The organism is Hyphomonas chukchiensis (assembly GCF_000682695.1).
Classification (GTDB): domain Bacteria; phylum Pseudomonadota; class Alphaproteobacteria; order Caulobacterales; family Hyphomonadaceae; genus Hyphomonas; species Hyphomonas chukchiensis.
Genome location: NZ_AWFG01000039.1, coordinates 1 through 16,248, shown reverse-complemented (window position 1 = coordinate 16,248; position 16,248 = coordinate 1). Strand labels below are relative to the sequence as shown.

At 59.7% G+C, this 16,248-nt stretch carries 18 protein-coding genes; 6 read left to right on the top strand and 12 right to left on the bottom strand.

Annotation, left to right across the window (positions count from 1 at the left end; all coding sequences use genetic code 11):
• The coding region (locus HY30_RS20340) for a hypothetical protein (protein ID WP_206741470.1) at positions 1 to 218 on the top strand (218 nt) is incomplete at its 5' end.
• Here the strand turns inward: HY30_RS20340 and HY30_RS12490 are convergent.
• The 7 genes from HY30_RS12490 to HY30_RS12460 all read right to left on the bottom strand — a co-directional run bounded on the left by HY30_RS12490 (position 205) and on the right by HY30_RS12460 (position 8,527).
• Positions 205 to 528: a hypothetical protein gene (locus HY30_RS12490; RefSeq protein ID WP_045695353.1), complete on the bottom strand. Its 324-nt coding sequence runs from the start codon at positions 526 to 528 to the stop codon at positions 205 to 207. The two genes, HY30_RS20340 and HY30_RS12490, sit on opposite strands and share 14 nt — an antisense overlap.
• 73 nt (positions 529 to 601) lie before the next feature.
• Positions 602 to 3,637 (bottom strand): efflux RND transporter permease subunit, encoded by a 3,036-nt coding sequence (locus tag HY30_RS12485; RefSeq protein WP_034740961.1) that lies wholly within the window; start codon positions 3,635 to 3,637, stop codon positions 602 to 604.
• On the bottom strand, positions 3,634 to 4,683 hold the full coding sequence (locus tag HY30_RS12480) for an efflux RND transporter periplasmic adaptor subunit (protein WP_081812224.1): 1,050 nt from the start codon (positions 4,681 to 4,683) through the stop codon (positions 3,634 to 3,636). Before HY30_RS12480 ends, HY30_RS12485 begins: the two co-directional genes overlap by 4 nt.
• Positions 4,680 to 5,999: a TolC family protein gene (locus HY30_RS12475; RefSeq protein ID WP_045695357.1), complete on the bottom strand. Its 1,320-nt coding sequence runs from the start codon at positions 5,997 to 5,999 to the stop codon at positions 4,680 to 4,682. Before HY30_RS12475 ends, HY30_RS12480 begins: the two co-directional genes overlap by 4 nt.
• Before the next feature lie 57 nt (positions 6,000 to 6,056).
• Complete coding sequence (locus HY30_RS12470; RefSeq protein WP_162176944.1) at positions 6,057 to 7,358, bottom strand: sensor histidine kinase; 1,302 nt, start codon at positions 7,356 to 7,358, stop codon at positions 6,057 to 6,059.
• Positions 7,359 to 7,425: 67 nt separating this feature from the next.
• Positions 7,426 to 8,103, bottom strand: coding sequence for a winged helix-turn-helix domain-containing protein (locus HY30_RS12465; protein ID WP_034740953.1), 678 nt, complete (start codon positions 8,101 to 8,103; stop codon positions 7,426 to 7,428).
• A 79-nt stretch (positions 8,104 to 8,182) separates the two neighbouring features.
• Entirely contained in the window at positions 8,183 to 8,527 is a 345-nt protein-coding gene (locus tag HY30_RS12460) for a PepSY domain-containing protein (protein WP_034740949.1), read from the bottom strand.
• 237 nt (positions 8,528 to 8,764) lie between these two features.
• Here HY30_RS12460 and HY30_RS12455 point away from each other — a divergent pair, with 237 nt between their 5' ends.
• The 3 genes from HY30_RS12455 (at position 8,765) to HY30_RS12445 (ending at position 10,531) form a co-directional block, all read left to right on the top strand.
• Positions 8,765 to 9,388: a helix-turn-helix transcriptional regulator gene (locus HY30_RS12455; RefSeq protein ID WP_051615444.1), complete on the top strand. Its 624-nt coding sequence runs from the start codon at positions 8,765 to 8,767 to the stop codon at positions 9,386 to 9,388.
• Positions 9,389 to 9,512: 124 nt separating this feature from the next.
• A complete protein-coding gene (locus HY30_RS12450) occupies positions 9,513 to 10,223 on the top strand; it encodes a 2OG-Fe(II) oxygenase (RefSeq protein ID WP_155839327.1) in 711 nt (236 codons plus the stop codon).
• Positions 10,220 to 10,531, top strand: coding sequence for a hypothetical protein (locus tag HY30_RS12445; RefSeq protein WP_034740945.1), 312 nt, complete (start codon positions 10,220 to 10,222; stop codon positions 10,529 to 10,531). The genes HY30_RS12450 and HY30_RS12445 overlap by 4 nt, the downstream gene beginning before the upstream one ends.
• A gap of 504 nt (positions 10,532 to 11,035) precedes the next feature.
• Here HY30_RS12445 and merA read toward each other — a convergent pair.
• The 4 genes from merA to HY30_RS12425 are packed head-to-tail and all read right to left on the bottom strand — an operon-like array spanning position 11,036 to position 13,415.
• Positions 11,036 to 12,457, bottom strand: coding sequence for a mercury(II) reductase (merA, locus tag HY30_RS12440; RefSeq protein WP_034740942.1), 1,422 nt, complete (start codon positions 12,455 to 12,457; stop codon positions 11,036 to 11,038).
• Positions 12,447 to 12,683 carry a mercury resistance system transport protein MerF gene (gene merF, locus HY30_RS12435; protein ID WP_051615442.1) on the bottom strand — a complete coding sequence of 79 codons (237 nt, stop codon included), beginning with the start codon at positions 12,681 to 12,683 and terminating at the stop codon, positions 12,447 to 12,449. Before merF ends, merA begins: the two co-directional genes overlap by 11 nt.
• A gap of 3 nt (positions 12,684 to 12,686) precedes the next feature.
• Positions 12,687 to 13,022: a heavy-metal-associated domain-containing protein gene (locus tag HY30_RS12430; RefSeq protein ID WP_034740939.1), complete on the bottom strand. Its 336-nt coding sequence runs from the start codon at positions 13,020 to 13,022 to the stop codon at positions 12,687 to 12,689.
• 15 nt (positions 13,023 to 13,037) lie between these two features.
• Positions 13,038 to 13,415 (bottom strand): mercuric transporter MerT family protein, encoded by a 378-nt coding sequence (locus HY30_RS12425; RefSeq protein ID WP_034740936.1) that lies wholly within the window; start codon positions 13,413 to 13,415, stop codon positions 13,038 to 13,040.
• A gap of 83 nt (positions 13,416 to 13,498) precedes the next feature.
• On the opposite strand from HY30_RS12425, the gene HY30_RS12420 reads away from it, so the two are divergent.
• Together HY30_RS12420 and HY30_RS12415 are read left to right on the top strand one after the other, a co-directional pair.
• A complete protein-coding gene (locus HY30_RS12420) occupies positions 13,499 to 13,927 on the top strand; it encodes a MerR family transcriptional regulator (RefSeq protein WP_034740932.1) in 429 nt (142 codons plus the stop codon).
• Positions 13,928 to 14,529: 602 nt separating this feature from the next.
• On the top strand, positions 14,530 to 15,384 hold the full coding sequence (locus HY30_RS12415; protein ID WP_034740928.1) for a DNA -binding domain-containing protein: 855 nt from the start codon (positions 14,530 to 14,532) through the stop codon (positions 15,382 to 15,384).
• Positions 15,385 to 15,556: 172 nt separating this feature from the next.
• Here HY30_RS12415 and HY30_RS12410 read toward each other — a convergent pair whose 3' ends face one another.
• Complete coding sequence (locus tag HY30_RS12410) at positions 15,557 to 15,919, bottom strand: helix-turn-helix domain-containing protein (RefSeq protein WP_051615441.1); 363 nt, start codon at positions 15,917 to 15,919, stop codon at positions 15,557 to 15,559.
• Positions 15,920 to 16,248: the final 329 nt, after the last annotated feature.

Below are 16,248 nucleotides of genomic sequence, written 5' to 3'. Positions count from 1 at the left end.
GGGACCATTTGGGGCTCAGGTCAGCAACCCATATACTGTCCAGTTCCCTCGGATATCTCGCCAATGATACAGATTTGTATATTTCGGACGTGGCGCGGTTGAATGCCTGTTCCGCCAGGGACATTGGTCGGAACACCGACACCCGCCATGCGCAAAATCTGGCAGGTATTCAGACCGGTCAAACGGAACCAGCCCCTGCCCCGCTCAATCGTCACTGACGGCGTCACGCCCAGGTTCGCCGAATATCAGGGAGCGCAGCCAGTCGGGCAGCATTCTCTGAAACCGTGGGTGCCGATCAATCATTCGCGCCAGCCACGCCCGCCCTGAATCAGAATTGCGCGCAACAAGCGCAATGCCCGACAGCGCAACCGTAAGACCGATCGGCACCATTGGGAAAGGTGTCAGAATACCGATCGGAATGCCGATCAGGACCAGGATGATGCCGCACCCGGCAAGCCCGGCCCGCACAATGCTCACAGGCCGTGATGCGCGCGGTCGCGAAGATGCCGTATCTTCCGGATCAGTCACGTCGTTTCCTGAGCTTTCATTGCCGTGCCGCGGGGCGGTCTGGCTGTCCTGGCCTGCAGCCCTGAGGCGCGGCTCATGAACCGGCAGGCGGCAGGGCTCTCTTTCTCGGTGCAAGTGCCGCATGAATGACCGGTCCGCCGATGAGTACCAAAGGGGCACCGACTATGAGGCCGCAGATGATGGCCACCGCCATGGGAGCCAGCAATGCCGACCCCTCACCAATCTTGAGCGCCAGTGGCGCAAGCGCGAGTATGGCAATAAGGGCTGACATCAGGATCGGCCTCAACCTGGCGCGCCCGGCGTCTATGCGATGGCCTGAACCCACCTCGCCCTCGGGCAGTTCTGCAAAATAGAACACGCCAAGTTCCGCAATGATGCCAATGACCATTGTCAGTCCCATCATGGCTGCAATGTTCATTTCCGTCCCGGTCAGGACAAGCCCCGCCAGGACGCCCGGTATGGTCAGCCCGACAACGCCCAGGACAGAGATCGCCTGCGACATGTCCCTGAACAGGAAGACAAGGAGAAGGCCTGACAGGATGAAGGCAGCGCCGAATACGGTGATGAGATCACGGAACGACCTTTGCTGTTCCGCGAATAATCCGCCGAATTCGTATCTGACGTCAGCGGGCAAGGCGACGGCCTTCATCGCCTTGGTCACATCGCGCATCGCGGACCCCATATCGCGCCCCTCCAGGCGGCCTGTCACAGCCGTCATGGGTTGCAGGTTCTCGCGGCTGATCTGGGACTGCCCCGTCGCAATACTGACCTGTGCGACCCGGCTCAATGGAAGCAGCGTGCCGCTCCTGGACCGCAGCATGAGCCCTTCGATCGCTTCGACCCTGTCCCTGATGTTTTCAGGGCTCCAGACCCTGACATTGATAATCCGCTCACCCGACTGGATACTGCCAACAAGATGGCCGCCGATCAGCGCCTCGATCTGTGTCGCGGCAGAAGCAGCATCAAGGCCTTCGAGCGCCAGGCGGGCCCGGTCCAGAGAGACCGTTACGGCATCGCCTGCGACCCGGTCGGATTTTGCAACTTCAACCACGCCCGGAACGCCGTCCAGGGCAGAGACGGCCAGGTCAGCCGCCTGCGCCATTGCGGCAGGATTGTTCGAATAGAATTTGACTTCAATGGGTTGCGGAACTGCTGTCAAATCACCGATCAGGTCTCCCATCAGCTGGATGGTTTCGATGGAAAGACCCGGAATATCCGTTTCCACGCGGGCGCGGATCTCCTGCATGATGTCTTCGATCGGCCGTCTTGGCATGGGCTTGAGCCTGACAAACATGTCGCCTTCATTGGCCTCTGTCAGTCCACCGCCCAGTTGCAGGCCTGTCCGTCTGGAATAACTCGCGACCTCGGGAACGGACCGGATGATGTCTTCCATCTGGAGGACAAGCCGGTCTGTTTCCGTCAGCGACAGTCCGGGCGGCGCGAAATAATCGAGTACGAATCCGCCCTCATCCATTTGCGGCATGAAGCCCGATGTGACGCGCGTGGCCGAGAAACCGCCAATCAGGACGGCCGAACCGACGAGAAGTCCCGCCACGAGCCGGGCGTGATGCAAAGGCCACTGCATCGCACGTCCATACGCGTTGCTCAGCCATTTCAGCCAGCCATTTGACCGTTCGGCGCGCTCGGCATCTTCCACTTTTGCAAACCGCAGGGCCAGAAGAGGCGCAACCGCCATCGCATAAAGCATGGAGAATGCGAGCGACGCAGCCATCGTGACGGCCAGCGCCTTGAAAAAGCCACCTGTCACACCGCTCAGGAATGCGAGGGGTGTGAACACCACGATCGTGGCCATGGACGAACCGACAAGCGGCCGCACCATCTCGCCGGCGGCCTCGAGAACACTGATCGTCGCGTCGCTCAGACGACGCGTTATGTGTTCAAGCATGACGACGATATCATCAACGATCAGTCCCACAGCCGCCGCCATGCCGCCGAGCGTCATGATATTGAGACTGAGTCCGAATGCCATCAATAGCAGCGCGGTCGAGGCAAGGACCGCCGGCAGCAGGATCGCGACGACCAGGACAAACCGGAAGCTTCGCAGGAAGAGGAAGAGAACCACGCCCGCCAGAAGGGTGCCGATCAAAATGGAATCACGGACACTTTTTGCCGCTGATCTCACCAGGTCGGACTGGTCATAATAGGGAGTTATTCTCACGCCCGCAGGGAAACGGTGCGCCTCACGGGCGAGTATCGCCTTGACCTGATCGGTCAGCGCCAGCGAGTTCGCGTCGGGCGCCTGCCTTATATTGACCAATACGGCGGTTTCGCCATCGGCTGTGACACGCGTCCATTCGGGCGCCGTCGACAAGCGGATCTCGGCGACATCATCAAGATTTACCACCGCGCCTCCCGCCGACTTCAACACGATGCCCCCGATATCCTCAATCGAGTTCAGGCGATCATCGACAATCGTCAGGAAGAGACGCGACCTGTCCTCGAAACGCCCGGATGCAGCAACCAGGTTTCCGGAACCGAGAACGGTCTCGACATCGTCGACCGACAGCCCGAGCGCCTGCAGCCGTATCGGGTCCACAATCACCTGGTACTCCGAATCCCTGCCGCCCAGGACCGAGACTTCCGCGACACCATTGACCGAAGCGAGAAGCGGACGAAGGTCGTATAAGGCAAAATTCTTCAAGGAGACGAGGGAGTCTGTCTTCGACGTCACGGAATAGCCAAGGACCGGAAAGATCGTCGGATCCATTCGTCTGATATTGAACGCAAATCCCGGTGGGAGTGACGGCGCGAGCCGCGCAACTTCGGACTCAGCCTGAAGTGCGGCAGACGTCATGTCCTGCCCCCAATTGAACGTTACGGACACTTCGGCCGACCCCCGGCTCGTTTGCGAGCGGACGTTGCGAACGCCAGGAACGGCGCGCAGGGCTTCCTCGACAGGCCGGGTTACCTGGGTGACCATGAGGTCTGCCGGCCGGTCGCCTGCATCAAGCGATACGCTGATGCGCGGAAACTGTATCGTTGGAAACAGGCTCACCGGCAGGTTCAACAGCGCAAAAGCGCCGCCGGCGGTCAGAATGAGAAAGGCAGCCAGAACGAACCGCGTCTGGCGCGACAGCCAGGCACTCATTGCGCGGCCTCTCTTATGGCAGCATCGGTCCTGATCTTCATGCCATCTGACAGGATGGCTCCCCCTTCCAGGATGACGGCCTCTCCCGTCTCAAGGCCGGACAGGACTTCAGTCTTGTCACGGCTCTGAATGCCGGCCTCGATATGACGTAACCGTGCCGTCCCCTTATCATTGATAAAGACGTAGGCACCGGACTCGTCCTGGAACACAGCTTGGCGTGGTACAGTGATGGCGTCCTGGTGAATTTCGGCAACCATCTCTGCCTTGACCGCCTCGCCTGACAAAAGCCCGTTTCCCGGTGGCGCCGCAACCAGGGCGGCTGCCATGCGGGTTGAAGGATCGATCCGTGTGTCAATGCTGCGAATGACCGTTTCCACGGCCTTCTTGGAACCATCGAGAGGTTGCAGGCTGACTGCGTCCCCGGCCTTGAGGCGGGTCGCGTCCTCAATCTCCAATCCGATCCGCGCCTGGATGGCATCAGCGGACGCGACACGCACCATCTGGGCGCCCGGCGCCACCAGATCACCCGGTTCGACCAGGAGGGCATCCACGATGCCCGCAATCGGCGAACGCAGCATCGATACAGACCCTGTCCGCGCTTCCAGGCTCGAAGCCTGGAGGTCCAGGTCACGCGCGGTCGCAGCGGCGGCCTCAACATCGGCATCGCTTGCCAATCCATCCTTGCGCAGTCTTTGAGTGCGTTCCAGCACGGCTTGTGCAGCCGTTGCATCCCGCCGAAACCTGACAAGATCGAGCCCGGTAGTGGAAGATGGACCGAGCCGGAGAATGACCTGGCCTTTGTCAACGCTATCTCCGGACACGGCGAGAATGTCGATGACCCGCGCTTCAATCTCGGCGTTCAGCGTGTGCTGACTGGCCGGATCGAATTCGATCGAGCCGAAGCCCGACACAATCTCGGGCAGGTTCTCTCGCGTCACGGCGGCGGTCGTGACCAGAGCGCTGGGATCCGGTGGGGTCTTGGCGGCCGGCGCGCCGCAGGCCGCGACAAGCGCAGCCAGGAGGGCAAGGGTAGATGTCATTCTCATTTCAATGTCTCCAGCGGACGGCCGACTGATATTTCGAGCGCATTTTCAAGCTCCCGAATGCTGAGCGAAAGCGCCGTCTCGGTAATCTGCTTGTCCAGCAGCGTCATCGAGGCTGCGTTGAAGGATGCTTCGGGAATATCGCCGCGCTCAGCGGCCTGTTGCGTGGATTCTGTCTGCCGGACGAGTGGCTCGATTTGCTGCAGGATGTCGGCCCGTTGCTTGCGCGTGATTTCGAGCGCAGCAAGTGCTGACGCAATGTCTGCCCTGATCGTTTCCTGATGGGCCACATATTCCGCGCGAAGTTGCGCGTCTGTTGCCAGGGCCGACCTGATATCGCCGCGCCCCCGGTTCCAGATCGGCAGCACGAACGAAAGGCTTGGACCAAATGTTTCGACCGACCCTGTATCGCGCGCCGCATTGAATCCCAGGGACGGGAGCGGGAAGGCATTGAGCCGGGCGGCCTCTCCTGCCGCGCCAGCCGCGGCATAATTTGCCCGCATGCCAGCCAGGTCTGCGCGATACATGAGGGCCGAGCTGACCAGTGTCTCAAAGTCGACCGTCTTGTCGGACAGTGGCGCAGGAGGCGTGACGTCGAGACGCTCGAATGGGTCCAGCCCGAGCGTACGATTGAGGTCCAGTTGGGCCGAACGCAACTGCAGCTCTGCCGTGCGGTCCCGATCCGCCGCGTCAGTCGCGGCGATGCGGCGTGCGTCAAGCTCCGCCGCTGGCAGATCGCCGCGCGCGACAGCGTCGAGGACGCTTTTCAGCTCCTTGTCGGCCAGGGACCGGAACCGCGCCGTCTGGGACTTGATCCGGCTGAGATAGCCAATCCTCTCACTCAACAGGCTTGCCCGCTCTGCAGTGAGCCATTCAGCCCAGGCGATGTCCATTCGGACTGTCTCAACATTGGCGCGGGCTGCGCGCAGGGCGATCGGGCGCCGGGCAATTGCCGCGAAATCATAACCTATCCCGCCCGCAATGGCCGTGACCGCGCCGGCGCCGCTGGTCGGAAAATCAAGTCCTGCAGAAACTGTCGGATCGGGATAAAGCCCTGCCGCAAAAACCTGCGCCTCGGCGACCTTCTCACGCGCACGCAGCGCGTTCAGGTCAGGATTGGAGCGGACAGCGATGGCACCGAGTGCCCTCGGGGCAAGAGGCAGTGTCAGCTCGATGGAGTGTGCCTCAGCCATCTGCTCGATCGACATCCCGTGTACGGACACACTGGCAAGTGGCACCCTGGCCTCAGTGGATGTCGCGCAGGCGGCCAGCAGGATGAGGGCAGGCATGATGAAGGATAGTGACTGTTTCCTGGTCATAAGGCGGCTTCCCCTGAACTTCGAGGCAGCACATCGCGACCGGAAAGTGATACCTGTTCAACTAGCATGGATCAAAGCCCGATCAAATGGGGCGAAGTCCAGTCTCACACTCAGGCCCGGCTTATTGTCATCGAGCGACAGGCGCGCGCCATGCAAATCGCTGATTGCCTTGACGAGCGCCAGCCCCAGCCCTGAACCCGGTGTCGTTCTCGATTTTTCGACACGATAGAATCTGCGCAAGACACGGTCGCGTTCGCCCTGTGGAATGCCAGGTCCATTGTCACGCACATTGATCCAGACTCCGTTCAGGCCCGTACCCGTTTCGATCTGGATTGTGGCATGCGCCGGACAATGGCGAATCGCGTTTTCAACAAGATTGGCAAAGAGCTGCGTCAGGAGGTCACTGTCACCCAGGACGAGGTCTCCCGCTTGTGAGCGATGGACAATCTCGAATGCCTGGCCCGCTTCCTCCGCTACCGGCGTATACGCCTCATGAAGGCGCTCGGCTATTTCAGCGAGCGACACCGCCTGGAACCGCGATTTACGGGCACCCGCCTCGATCTGGGCTATCCGGAGCAGCGCATCAAAAGTTGTCGCAATCTGTTTGGCCTGTGCATTGGCGTCATCGGCGAGCCCATTCAGGGCAGCGGCATCATGTGTGACATCGCGCATGCGTTCGAGTGTGATCTCGAGCCGGTTGATGGGCGTTCGCAGATCATGCGCAATGTCCGTACTCACCTGCCGGATTCCATCCACGGTATTTTCCAGCTGTGACAAGCCGTCATTTACAGCAAGAGAGAGGCGCCCAAGATCGTCATGCGCGTTGCGCAGCGGCACGCGCGCCTTCATGTCACCGAGCGCGACACGGCGCAACGTATCGGCGATCCGGTCCAAACGTGCCTGCGCCCGGTGCCCCACAAAAGTGCCCACCAACCCGGCAATCAGGAAACTGGCGAGAGACGCCAATGCAAATGCACCAATCACCGAATGCAGGATGGCATCGGGCTCTTCAAAACTGAACGCCACGATCAGTCGAGTATCGCCGATGTCACGGGTCGCGAGCCTGTAACGATCTCCGGTATCGGCATTGATTTCACTGCCACCGACATTGCCTGGCATGAGCAATAGCGGCGCCTTGACCGGTCGTCCGGCAATCAATTCGCCGTCGCGTCGCCCGAGCCAGTAGACTTCATCATCCGGATCAGCCGATGCAGACCGCGTCTCGACCGCCCTGACGAGTTCCGCCTCCCCGCCTCGCTCGAAAGCATCCTCGAAGCGCTCAGCTGCCAATTCGGCAGCCTGCTCAACGCGGCTGTCCAGATCAGAGCCGATCACCCCCAGGGCAACCCAGGCGGCCATCGCGTACGCCACGACAAAGGTCACGGCCAAAAGGACCGCAAACCGGAAATAGGTGCTTCGAAACCATTCAGTCAGGCGCACGAAGACTATACCCGATGTTTTTGACCGTATGCAGAAGGTGGGAGTCAAACGGCTTGTCGATCTTGGCGCGGAGACGACTGACATGCGTTTCCACGACGCTGGTTTGCGGATCAAAGTGAAAATCCCAAACGTGTTCCAGCAACATCGTGCGGCTGAGGACGCGGCCTTCACTTCTCATCAAATACTCCAGCAGGGAAAATTCTTTGGGAAGGAGCTCAATCTGCTGGCCTGCCCTGTTGGCCGTGCGCCGGATCAGGTCAAGCTCGAGATCGGCAACAACCAGTTTGGTCTGTTCGGATACCAGGCTTGGCCGGCGGGCTATCGCGGCCAGTCGCGCGGCCAGCTCCGAGAAGGCAAACGGTTTGGCAAGATAATCATCCGCACCCGCCTCCAGTCCCTCTACCCGGTCATCCAGACCGCCAACGGCCGTAAGGAACAGGACCGGCGTTGACAGGTCTGCTGCACGCATTGCCTTGAGAATGGCCAAACCATCCATGCCTGGAAGCATACGGTCCAGAATGATCGCATCGTGACCTCCACGCAGGGCCAACGCCAGACCGTCGATGCCGTCCTCGACAGAGTCGACTCCATGGCCCGCTCCGATCAGACCGGAACGGACATAGTCGCGCGTGACTGCATCATCTTCGACAAGTAGTATTTTCAAAACCAACTCCCGCACCAATTATCACCGGTGCGGCTGCAGACACATCGCCTTCGTCTGCAGCCGCGCCGTATCGGACAATCTAGTCTTTCTCTTCCATCTTGTCGTTGTCATCATGATCAATCACGACCTGACCCGTGGACGCATCGACAAGAATCTCGATTTCGGTGCCATCCGCAGCAAGAAGTTCGACCTCGAAAACACCTGAACCGTCTTCCGTCTCGAATTCGGCCGACATGGCCCGACCGCCGCTCTGGCTTTCAGCTGTCGATATCGCCTGGGCAAGACCGATCGGGGCAGCCTGGAATGCGGCGTGCTCCTGGTCACCGGTGCCGTCACGATCAGGCCCGGCAAAAGCCATCATGCCCATTCCAAGGGTCAAACCCCCGCCAATCAGTAGCGCAATTGCTGATTTCGATTTCGTCATGCACGTATCTCCTCAAATCCAGTTTTTTTAACAGGATTGCCAGGCTAAGGGGTCTACCTGACCGGGCTCATGCGCGCGATATACAAATCTGTATATTGCTTCCATGGCCCCACCGATGGTGATTTGGCACCCATCGCGGTCGGTGACGTTCCATTCTGGCTGTACGATGGATGCCTCTGCGAGCATGTTTCGCGCGACGTGAGGCGGCCGTTCAACCGGCATAGCGAGGCACGCGCCATGAAACAGGCTTCTCCGCGAAGGCAGCGAGCTTACGACAGATGGACGCGACTCCGCGCTCGTCCGCTCACCATTCTGATAATCGTCGGCACTTTCGTCTTCTTTGTCCTCACCGGTATTGAGCTGATGACGACAAGCGAGCCGCTCTCACTTGTCGATGTCACAATGGAGCTGGTCGAAAACAGCCTGCTGGCGGGCGCGATGGTTGTCATGGCTGCAATCGCATCCGAAACCCGCATATTGCGCCGGCAGCATCGTCTATTGACTGACAAAGTCTCTGAAGTCGCTGCTGACAGCGAGAAATGGCGGCAGGCGGCTCAAGACGTTGTCGCGGATCTCAACCGCGCTATCGATTCCCAATTCTCTGAATGGGGCTTGTCCGAGGCAGAGCGTGGGGTCGCCCTGCTTATGCTCAAGGGATTTTCTCACAAGGAAATCGCAAGACTACGCTCGTCCACCAGCGCGACGGTCCGGCAGCAGGCGAGCGCCATATATGAGAAATCCTCGCTTCCAAACCGCTCCGAGTTTGTCGCATTTTTCCTTGATGCGATGCTGACTCCAGCAGACGCGCGCCAGCTGCAAGTATCGCCCGACATCGTTGCGGATCACGCATTGCAGAAATGACCTGCCTTCACGTTTGTAGGATGCAGATAGGCACCTGCCCAACTTGATCTCGTCTGACATCTGTCGGATGGCGCAAGGCTCTGACCCTGGATGACATGGCGGTGGACCAAGGAGCCCTCCCGCCATGTTCACCCCAGAAATACGACACTCTCCCACAGATCACGTCCTTCGCGGATTGAAGCGTGCCCGAAAGTTTGAAGCCACCTTTCCGCACTGGATCGCAGACAATCTTTTCGAACGCCGCATGCAATCGCATCTCAAGCAGCTTGCCCTGGCGCCACCTCCTCTCGGCGGCGTGTCGGGCACCCGCGAGATTCATAATGACAGCCGCACCTACCTTTCCGGCCCCCGGCTTGATTCCGATCACAGGCTCCGCAATGTCGCCGACATCTTTCAATGCAGCGACACCGCGCGCCTGATTCAAAACCTGTTTGGCGCGGATTTGTCCGATACGTACGTTCGTCTTGAGTATTGTCTCGATACGCGCGGGTTCTGGCTGAAGCCCCACACGGATCTCGGCGTCAAGCGCTTTACAATGCTGATCTACCTGTCCGACGACCCACGTCACAGCGACCTCGGAACCGACCTGTTCCTCGACGAGAACGCACATGCAGGGCGCGTACCGTTCACCCCCAATTCCGCGCTGATTTTCACGCCGTCTAAGAAGACATTTCATGGATTCCTGCCTCGCGTAATCGACGGTGTCCGCCGCTCATTGATCCTCAACTATGTCACGACTGAATGGAAAGCCTCAGAGCAACTCGCATACCCGGGGCATCCCGTGCTTGCCTCAAAGAGTACTCGGGTAATCGCATTTCCAGGCAAAAGGATATGAACCACAAGCTCTTCAGACTCTTCTGGTCCATAATCTTCTCCACGATGCTTGCAGCCGCTGCTGCTGCCAGCGAAAGGGCCGAAGACAACGTGTGCGGACTTGTTGACGAGGTTCAGCGCCTTCACGGGCCGTCATTGGCTGAAGCCATCGTTGCCGACATCGACATTGGAAGAACATCGAAATTTGTCCTGGGCCGGTATGATATCGGGCACGAAGAAGGCCAACTTGTAGACTATACGACCCGTTCCCAGTTTGCCTTGCTGAACCTAATTTCCCGTCATGATGCCTTAACTTACATTTTTGTATAGCCGCCGACAAACACCTGAAAATCCGGCATGGCAAAACCCTATTGTCAGTTCTTCCTCCCCCCTGACTGACAAAACCGCTCCCGTGCCAGATTGCGTGTCCCCTTCGCGGCCTGGCTTGGAATGGAGCTCTATACAGGTTCTCACTCCACCCGGGGACCTGATATGCAGACAGTGCCCGTTTTCCGGTTCTCCCGAATCTGGAAACGGGCATTGGTTGCGCAACACGACCGAACCGACATTCCGCATTACCGGCAGAAGGATATGGGGTCAGACTCTCCAAAGCCGAATCCGCATGCTGTCTTCCGCCGCTTTACGGTCGACGCCATTCGACAAGTCGATACTGGATGAGCTTGGCGTGGCGGAGCGTCCTGCTGACCAGTGCAATGCGTGTTGGTTGATTTCCCCTTACTCATGGCATGGACACGTCCGAGACGGTACTTGTCGCGCCCGCGGATCGTCGTCTCCGTTTCAACCGCCAGACCTGACCTCGACAATGAATGCGGTTCATCCTGCGCAGCAAGAAAGTTTGGAAACGTCCTTGCCGAACCCCTGGGCCGCCAGTTTGAGGCCTTCGACGGTTGTCAGATAGGGGAAGATCGTTTCGCCCAGGGCCTTTGCGGTCATCCCGAATGTCAGCGCCATCACCATTGTCTGGATGGAATCTGCGCCTTCGGGGGCGAGAATCTGCGCTCCGAGCAGCACGTCTGAGTCTGCGTCAGCGACCAGTTTGATCAGGCCTCGCGTATCGTGCGCGGCCAAGGCGCGGGGCACCAGGTCCAGCGGCGCGATCGATGTCTTGACCGAATGGCCAGCCTTGATCGCCTGGGCCTCGCTCAGCCCGACCCCGGCGACTTGCGGATCAGTGAACACAACCCACGGCATGGCCGCGTTGTCATAGGCAAGCGATTGGTCGTTCAGAGCGTTCCTGGCGGCAATCTTGGCGCCATAGGCAGCCATGTAGACGAACTGGTCCTGTCCGGTGACATCGCCGGCTGCGTAGACGCCCGCCCTGGTTGTGCGCATACGTTCATCCACCAGGATGGCGCCATTTGCATGGGTCTGAATACCCATGTCCGAGAGGCCAAGCTTGGCCGTATTGGCACGGCGACCTGTCGTAAGGAGCAAATGCCCCGCCTCCAGTGTCTCCTCCCGACCGCCAACCGAAATCGTCAGCGCAACGCCCGCTTCGGTTTTTCGAGTACTGACATAATCAAGGCCGGTCCTGACGGTAATGTTCTCATCCGCAAGATAGTCGGTGAGGGCAGACGAAATTTCCGGCTCGGCCTCTGGCAACAGATGGCTGCGTGTGACCAGCGTGACCTGCGTGCCTGCCCGGGCGAACATCTGGGCGAGTTCGCACCCGATATAGCCCCCGCCCATTACAAGCAGGGACTCCGGCAAGGCGCCCAGCTCGAGCGCGGCTGTGCTGTCAAGGTAAGGTGTTTCGGACAGGCCCTGGAGATCAGGAATGGCTGGCGAAGCACCGGTTGCGATGATCGTACGGTCTGCGCCTACAAAGCGCTCGTCTATCATCACACCGCCCTCGGCCAGAACGGCTTTGCCTTCGATATAGTCGACCGTCTCATAGTCAGCCAGGAGGTCAATATATTTCTTGTTCCGCAGCGTTTCGACAAGGTTGTCCTTGTCGGCCATCAGCGCTGCCCAGTCATCAATCCTGGCCTCGCCTGATAGCCCCTGGAACCGGCTTGCGGCGCGTGCTCCGTGCAAGGCTTCTGCGGCGCGGATCATGACTTTGGATGGCACGCAGCCGATATTGACGCACGTTCCCCCGATCATCCCCCAGCCGATCAGGGCAACTCTCGCATTGGTTTCAGCTGCCGTTATGGCTGCCGAAAAGCCGGCTGAGCCGGCACCAATGACGATGACGTCATAATGGTCCCGGCCTTCGGAAGAACTATGAGTCATGGATTGGGCTTTCTGGGGTGGGGGGCAAGGTCCGGCTCTTGCGACGCCAGAGGGCGTAAAGCGTGAGCAGGATGAAGGCGCCAAGCGCCGGCAACAGGACATAGTCGAGATAGCCGGTCAGAGCTGACAGGCCGACAATACCGAGAATGATGAGCAGGATAGGCGTAAAGCAGCACAGGGCGGTAATCAGTGTTCCGATTATGCCAATACCTAACAGGGCACGCATGAATCAGGCGTCCAAACGCGTTGCGGGGTAGCCGACATTGGTCGATGCAGCGGCAATCGCGTCGGCGGTAGTGACGGCCGGGTCAAAGGTAACGCTGGCAATCTTGCTGTCAAAATCAATGTCGACCGTCTTGACGCCTTCGACCCGCATCATGGCCTTCCTGACCGAGATCGGACAGGTGGCGCAGGTCATGTTTTCGATCGAGAAAGATGCTGTCGCGAGGGGCGCTTCGGCCGAGATGGCCTGCGCCTCGCTGGTCGATCCCGATGACAGGGCAACGGACAATCCGCCCATCCCGACGATGGCAATGGCTGCCACAGCGATGATACTTTTCTTCATGGTCTTACTCCGTGTTCAGTAAAAGAAAGGGGCCCAAAAATCGATAGTGGTCGCGAGAATGACCAGGGCGGTTGCTATCCAGAGCGCAAATTGCGTGAGCCGGCTGGACTCCGGCCGCGCACAATAGGAGCCGTCTTCGCAGGGTTTCGGTTTCTTGAAATAGACATGCCAGAAGCCGAGCGCGAGCAGGAACATGGTCACGCCGATAAAATACGGCTTGAACGGTTCGAGCGCTGAAAGCTGTCCGATCCAGGCGCCTGATACGCCAAGACTGATCAGTGCGAATGGCACGATGCAGCAGGATGATGCCAGGATGGCGCCGAGCACGCTGCCCGTGGCCAGCAAGCTGCGCCGCTTGTCTTTACCTGTCGTGTTTTGCGTCAATTCGGTCAAAACGGCTTGATGTCCTCTTGTCGGTTGCGGCTCAGGGTGACAAGCTGCCCCCTGTAGGGGCTACAGGATCAAGGCAAAAATACATGACGGAATTCACGGTTACGCGAGCAGGCGTAAAGCGGGGAGAATTGGCCAGGCGATCAGGCTGCAATCCCGAAACAATCCGGTATTATGAAACCACGGGACTCCTGCCTGAACCGGCCCGGACCGAGGCTGGGCATCGTCTCTATTCCGAAGCGGACCAGTCGAGACTCCGGTTTATCCTGAGAAGCCGTGAACTTGACTTCACCCTGGCGGAGATCCGCGGCCTTCTCTCGCTGGTCGACGACGGAGATTACAGCTGCGCCGAAATCCATGCGCTCACCGCCAATCACCTGAAATCGGTCTCCCGAAAGATCTCGGACCTGCGCACGCTCGAACGCACGCTCAAGCGCATTTCCAGCGAGTGCGCCAAGGGCAACGAACCCGATTGTCCGATCATTGATGCGCTGGCGGGACCAGCCATAGGGTGAACCCATCGCGAGCAACTATCGACGTTCGCAATCGTGGGTCGTCTGCCTTCAAGAAACTCGGCCGCCTGAAGCTTGAGTTCCCCTCGCATGCTTTCTTGTGCGGTAACTGCCTCGAAATATGCGCAATCAACTTTTGTTGAGCATGTGACAGCTGACCTGAGCCGCTGGCAGTGAAGGGCTTGAGGGACAAGGACATTCCCGGCCAGGCTGATGCCCTAATAGAGTTGTCGCTCATTCGGCGCAGGTTCCGTCAAAGTCCCTACGGCTCCGTTTGCGCCCCCTGGCAGACTTTCAGGCAGTGATCGAGATTGTATGCCGAGGAAGAGTCAACTGTTCTGCGCCTTAGGGTGAATGGTCCGCAGTCAGATGGAGGTGAAAATCTCCAATGCGCATTGGGCAAAGGCCTCTGAAGGCGGCGGCGTTCCGCCCCTTCGCCCAACCGGAAGTCTGACTTTCGCCACGGACGCGCCTGGCGCGCGACAGCACGGACCAGGTCGTCCTTGCCGGTCGCATTGGGGACGACCGAGGGGCTGCGATGGAATTCCTCCTTGGGTTGCATTTGGCACATTTGCTGCATGAACACTGTCCTGGGAGGCTCGGGCATGCGCATACGGCACATCGGGGAATTCAGCGATATCCTGGCTGGCTATGCCTATGCGTCGCAGCTCTCGTCGAGCGACTGGGCCTGGGAATTTCTCCGGCGCAACCGGCGCTTCCAGACCAATGCCATGGCGCAGGTGCCCGATGTTTCCAGTGAAGCTGCGGACGCGCGAACCACGCGCCTGATACTGATGCGGCGTGACCGGCTGGCCGAGACCTGGGGGCTCATCTTCTTTCCCGACCCTGACCTGTCGGCCCGGGTCGCAGACGTCTTCTGGTCGGACCGCGCCTTCCCGCGGAAGATTGCCATTCTCGGCCGCGAGCGCGCCACGGACGAACCGGACGAACTGTTTGACGTGGGCCTGCGTACTGGCCGGGTCACGCATCTGACCGATGCGCGCCAGCGCGAACACCTGCTGATCCGGGCAGGCGCCAGCGCCCTGCAGGTGCGCTATCGCGGCCTGCCGCTCTTTGCGGGACGCGCGGTCAAGCTCGATGTCTCCCTGTCGGGTATCAGCCAGGCCAGCAGGCAGGCGCAAATTCTTGCACAGGCAGGACACGTGTTCGGGCATGGCGAGACTGGGGCTCCTCGGCTGACACAGCAGGCTCTGCGGCTTCGCAACGCACTGATCGCGCTGGACGCACATGACGCCGGCCTGACCTACAGGGACACTGCGCTGATCCTCTATGATCACCAGCGTGTTGCACACGCCTGGCAGAGCGGATCGACTGCCATGAAATCGGAAATGGTCCGGCTACTTGCCAAGGGGCAGCGCTTGCGCGCGGGTGGCTATTTCAGGCTGTTGCAGGGGCGTCTTCCGGCAAACGGGAGGCAGGCGGGTTGCGCGCAATGCTGATCGTCGTTTCAACGCCATGGACATTTCAAACTGGACGGACCGCCTTATGATTTCCGGATGCGCGCCTTCGTGCCATCAAGCCTGAGCCAGGAATGACGTCTGGTGATCGTCTGCATATTCTCGCCCGGCTGCCGGAGGTACGAGACGGCGCGCCTCGGAACACCCCACGCGCCTATTCGTCCAGCGCTTGCAGAACTTTGACAACCTTGACCAGCTCAGCGTCTGACATGGCATCGACAATGCGGTGCGCCGCCCGGCGCAGCCGCGAGACCTGATCGTCCCTGGACGGGCGCTCGGCGCCAAAGAAGTCGGCGAGGGGCATGTGGAGCAGCTCGGCCACGTCGTACAACATGCCAGCGGAAATCCGGTTGGCGCCGCTCTCGTACTTCTGCAGTTGCTGATGCGAGACGCCCAACCGGCCGGATAGTTCCACGAGTGTCATGCCTTGTGCATGACGTGCCTCGCGCAAGCGCGACGCAACGCGAAGATCCATTTCCGATGGTGCCCGCTTTGCTCTCGGCTTGCCCTCTGCCATGCGTCTTCGCCTCCCATTAAGCAGAACCTCGGTTCCCCGTATCGATCCATGTGTGCAGGCCCCGTCTCACCTGCCCGCATGCATCGGCGCCAGCGGTTCCTCCTTGCTGAACGCGATGCCAGCAGACTCAACGATCAACCGGCATCATCCGGCAAAAGAAACGCGTACGGGCGCAATATTTGTTTCGGCAGGAATGCAGGCCACTGGATGAAAGTGGCGCGTTCCAGGACCCGGTGAGCACTCGCAATGTCTGGAAATATCACCCTCCCCCAGCCCGCTGCGCGGGGCTGTCCGGGCGGCTGGAGCCCACAAAATCCGGGAAGGCATTC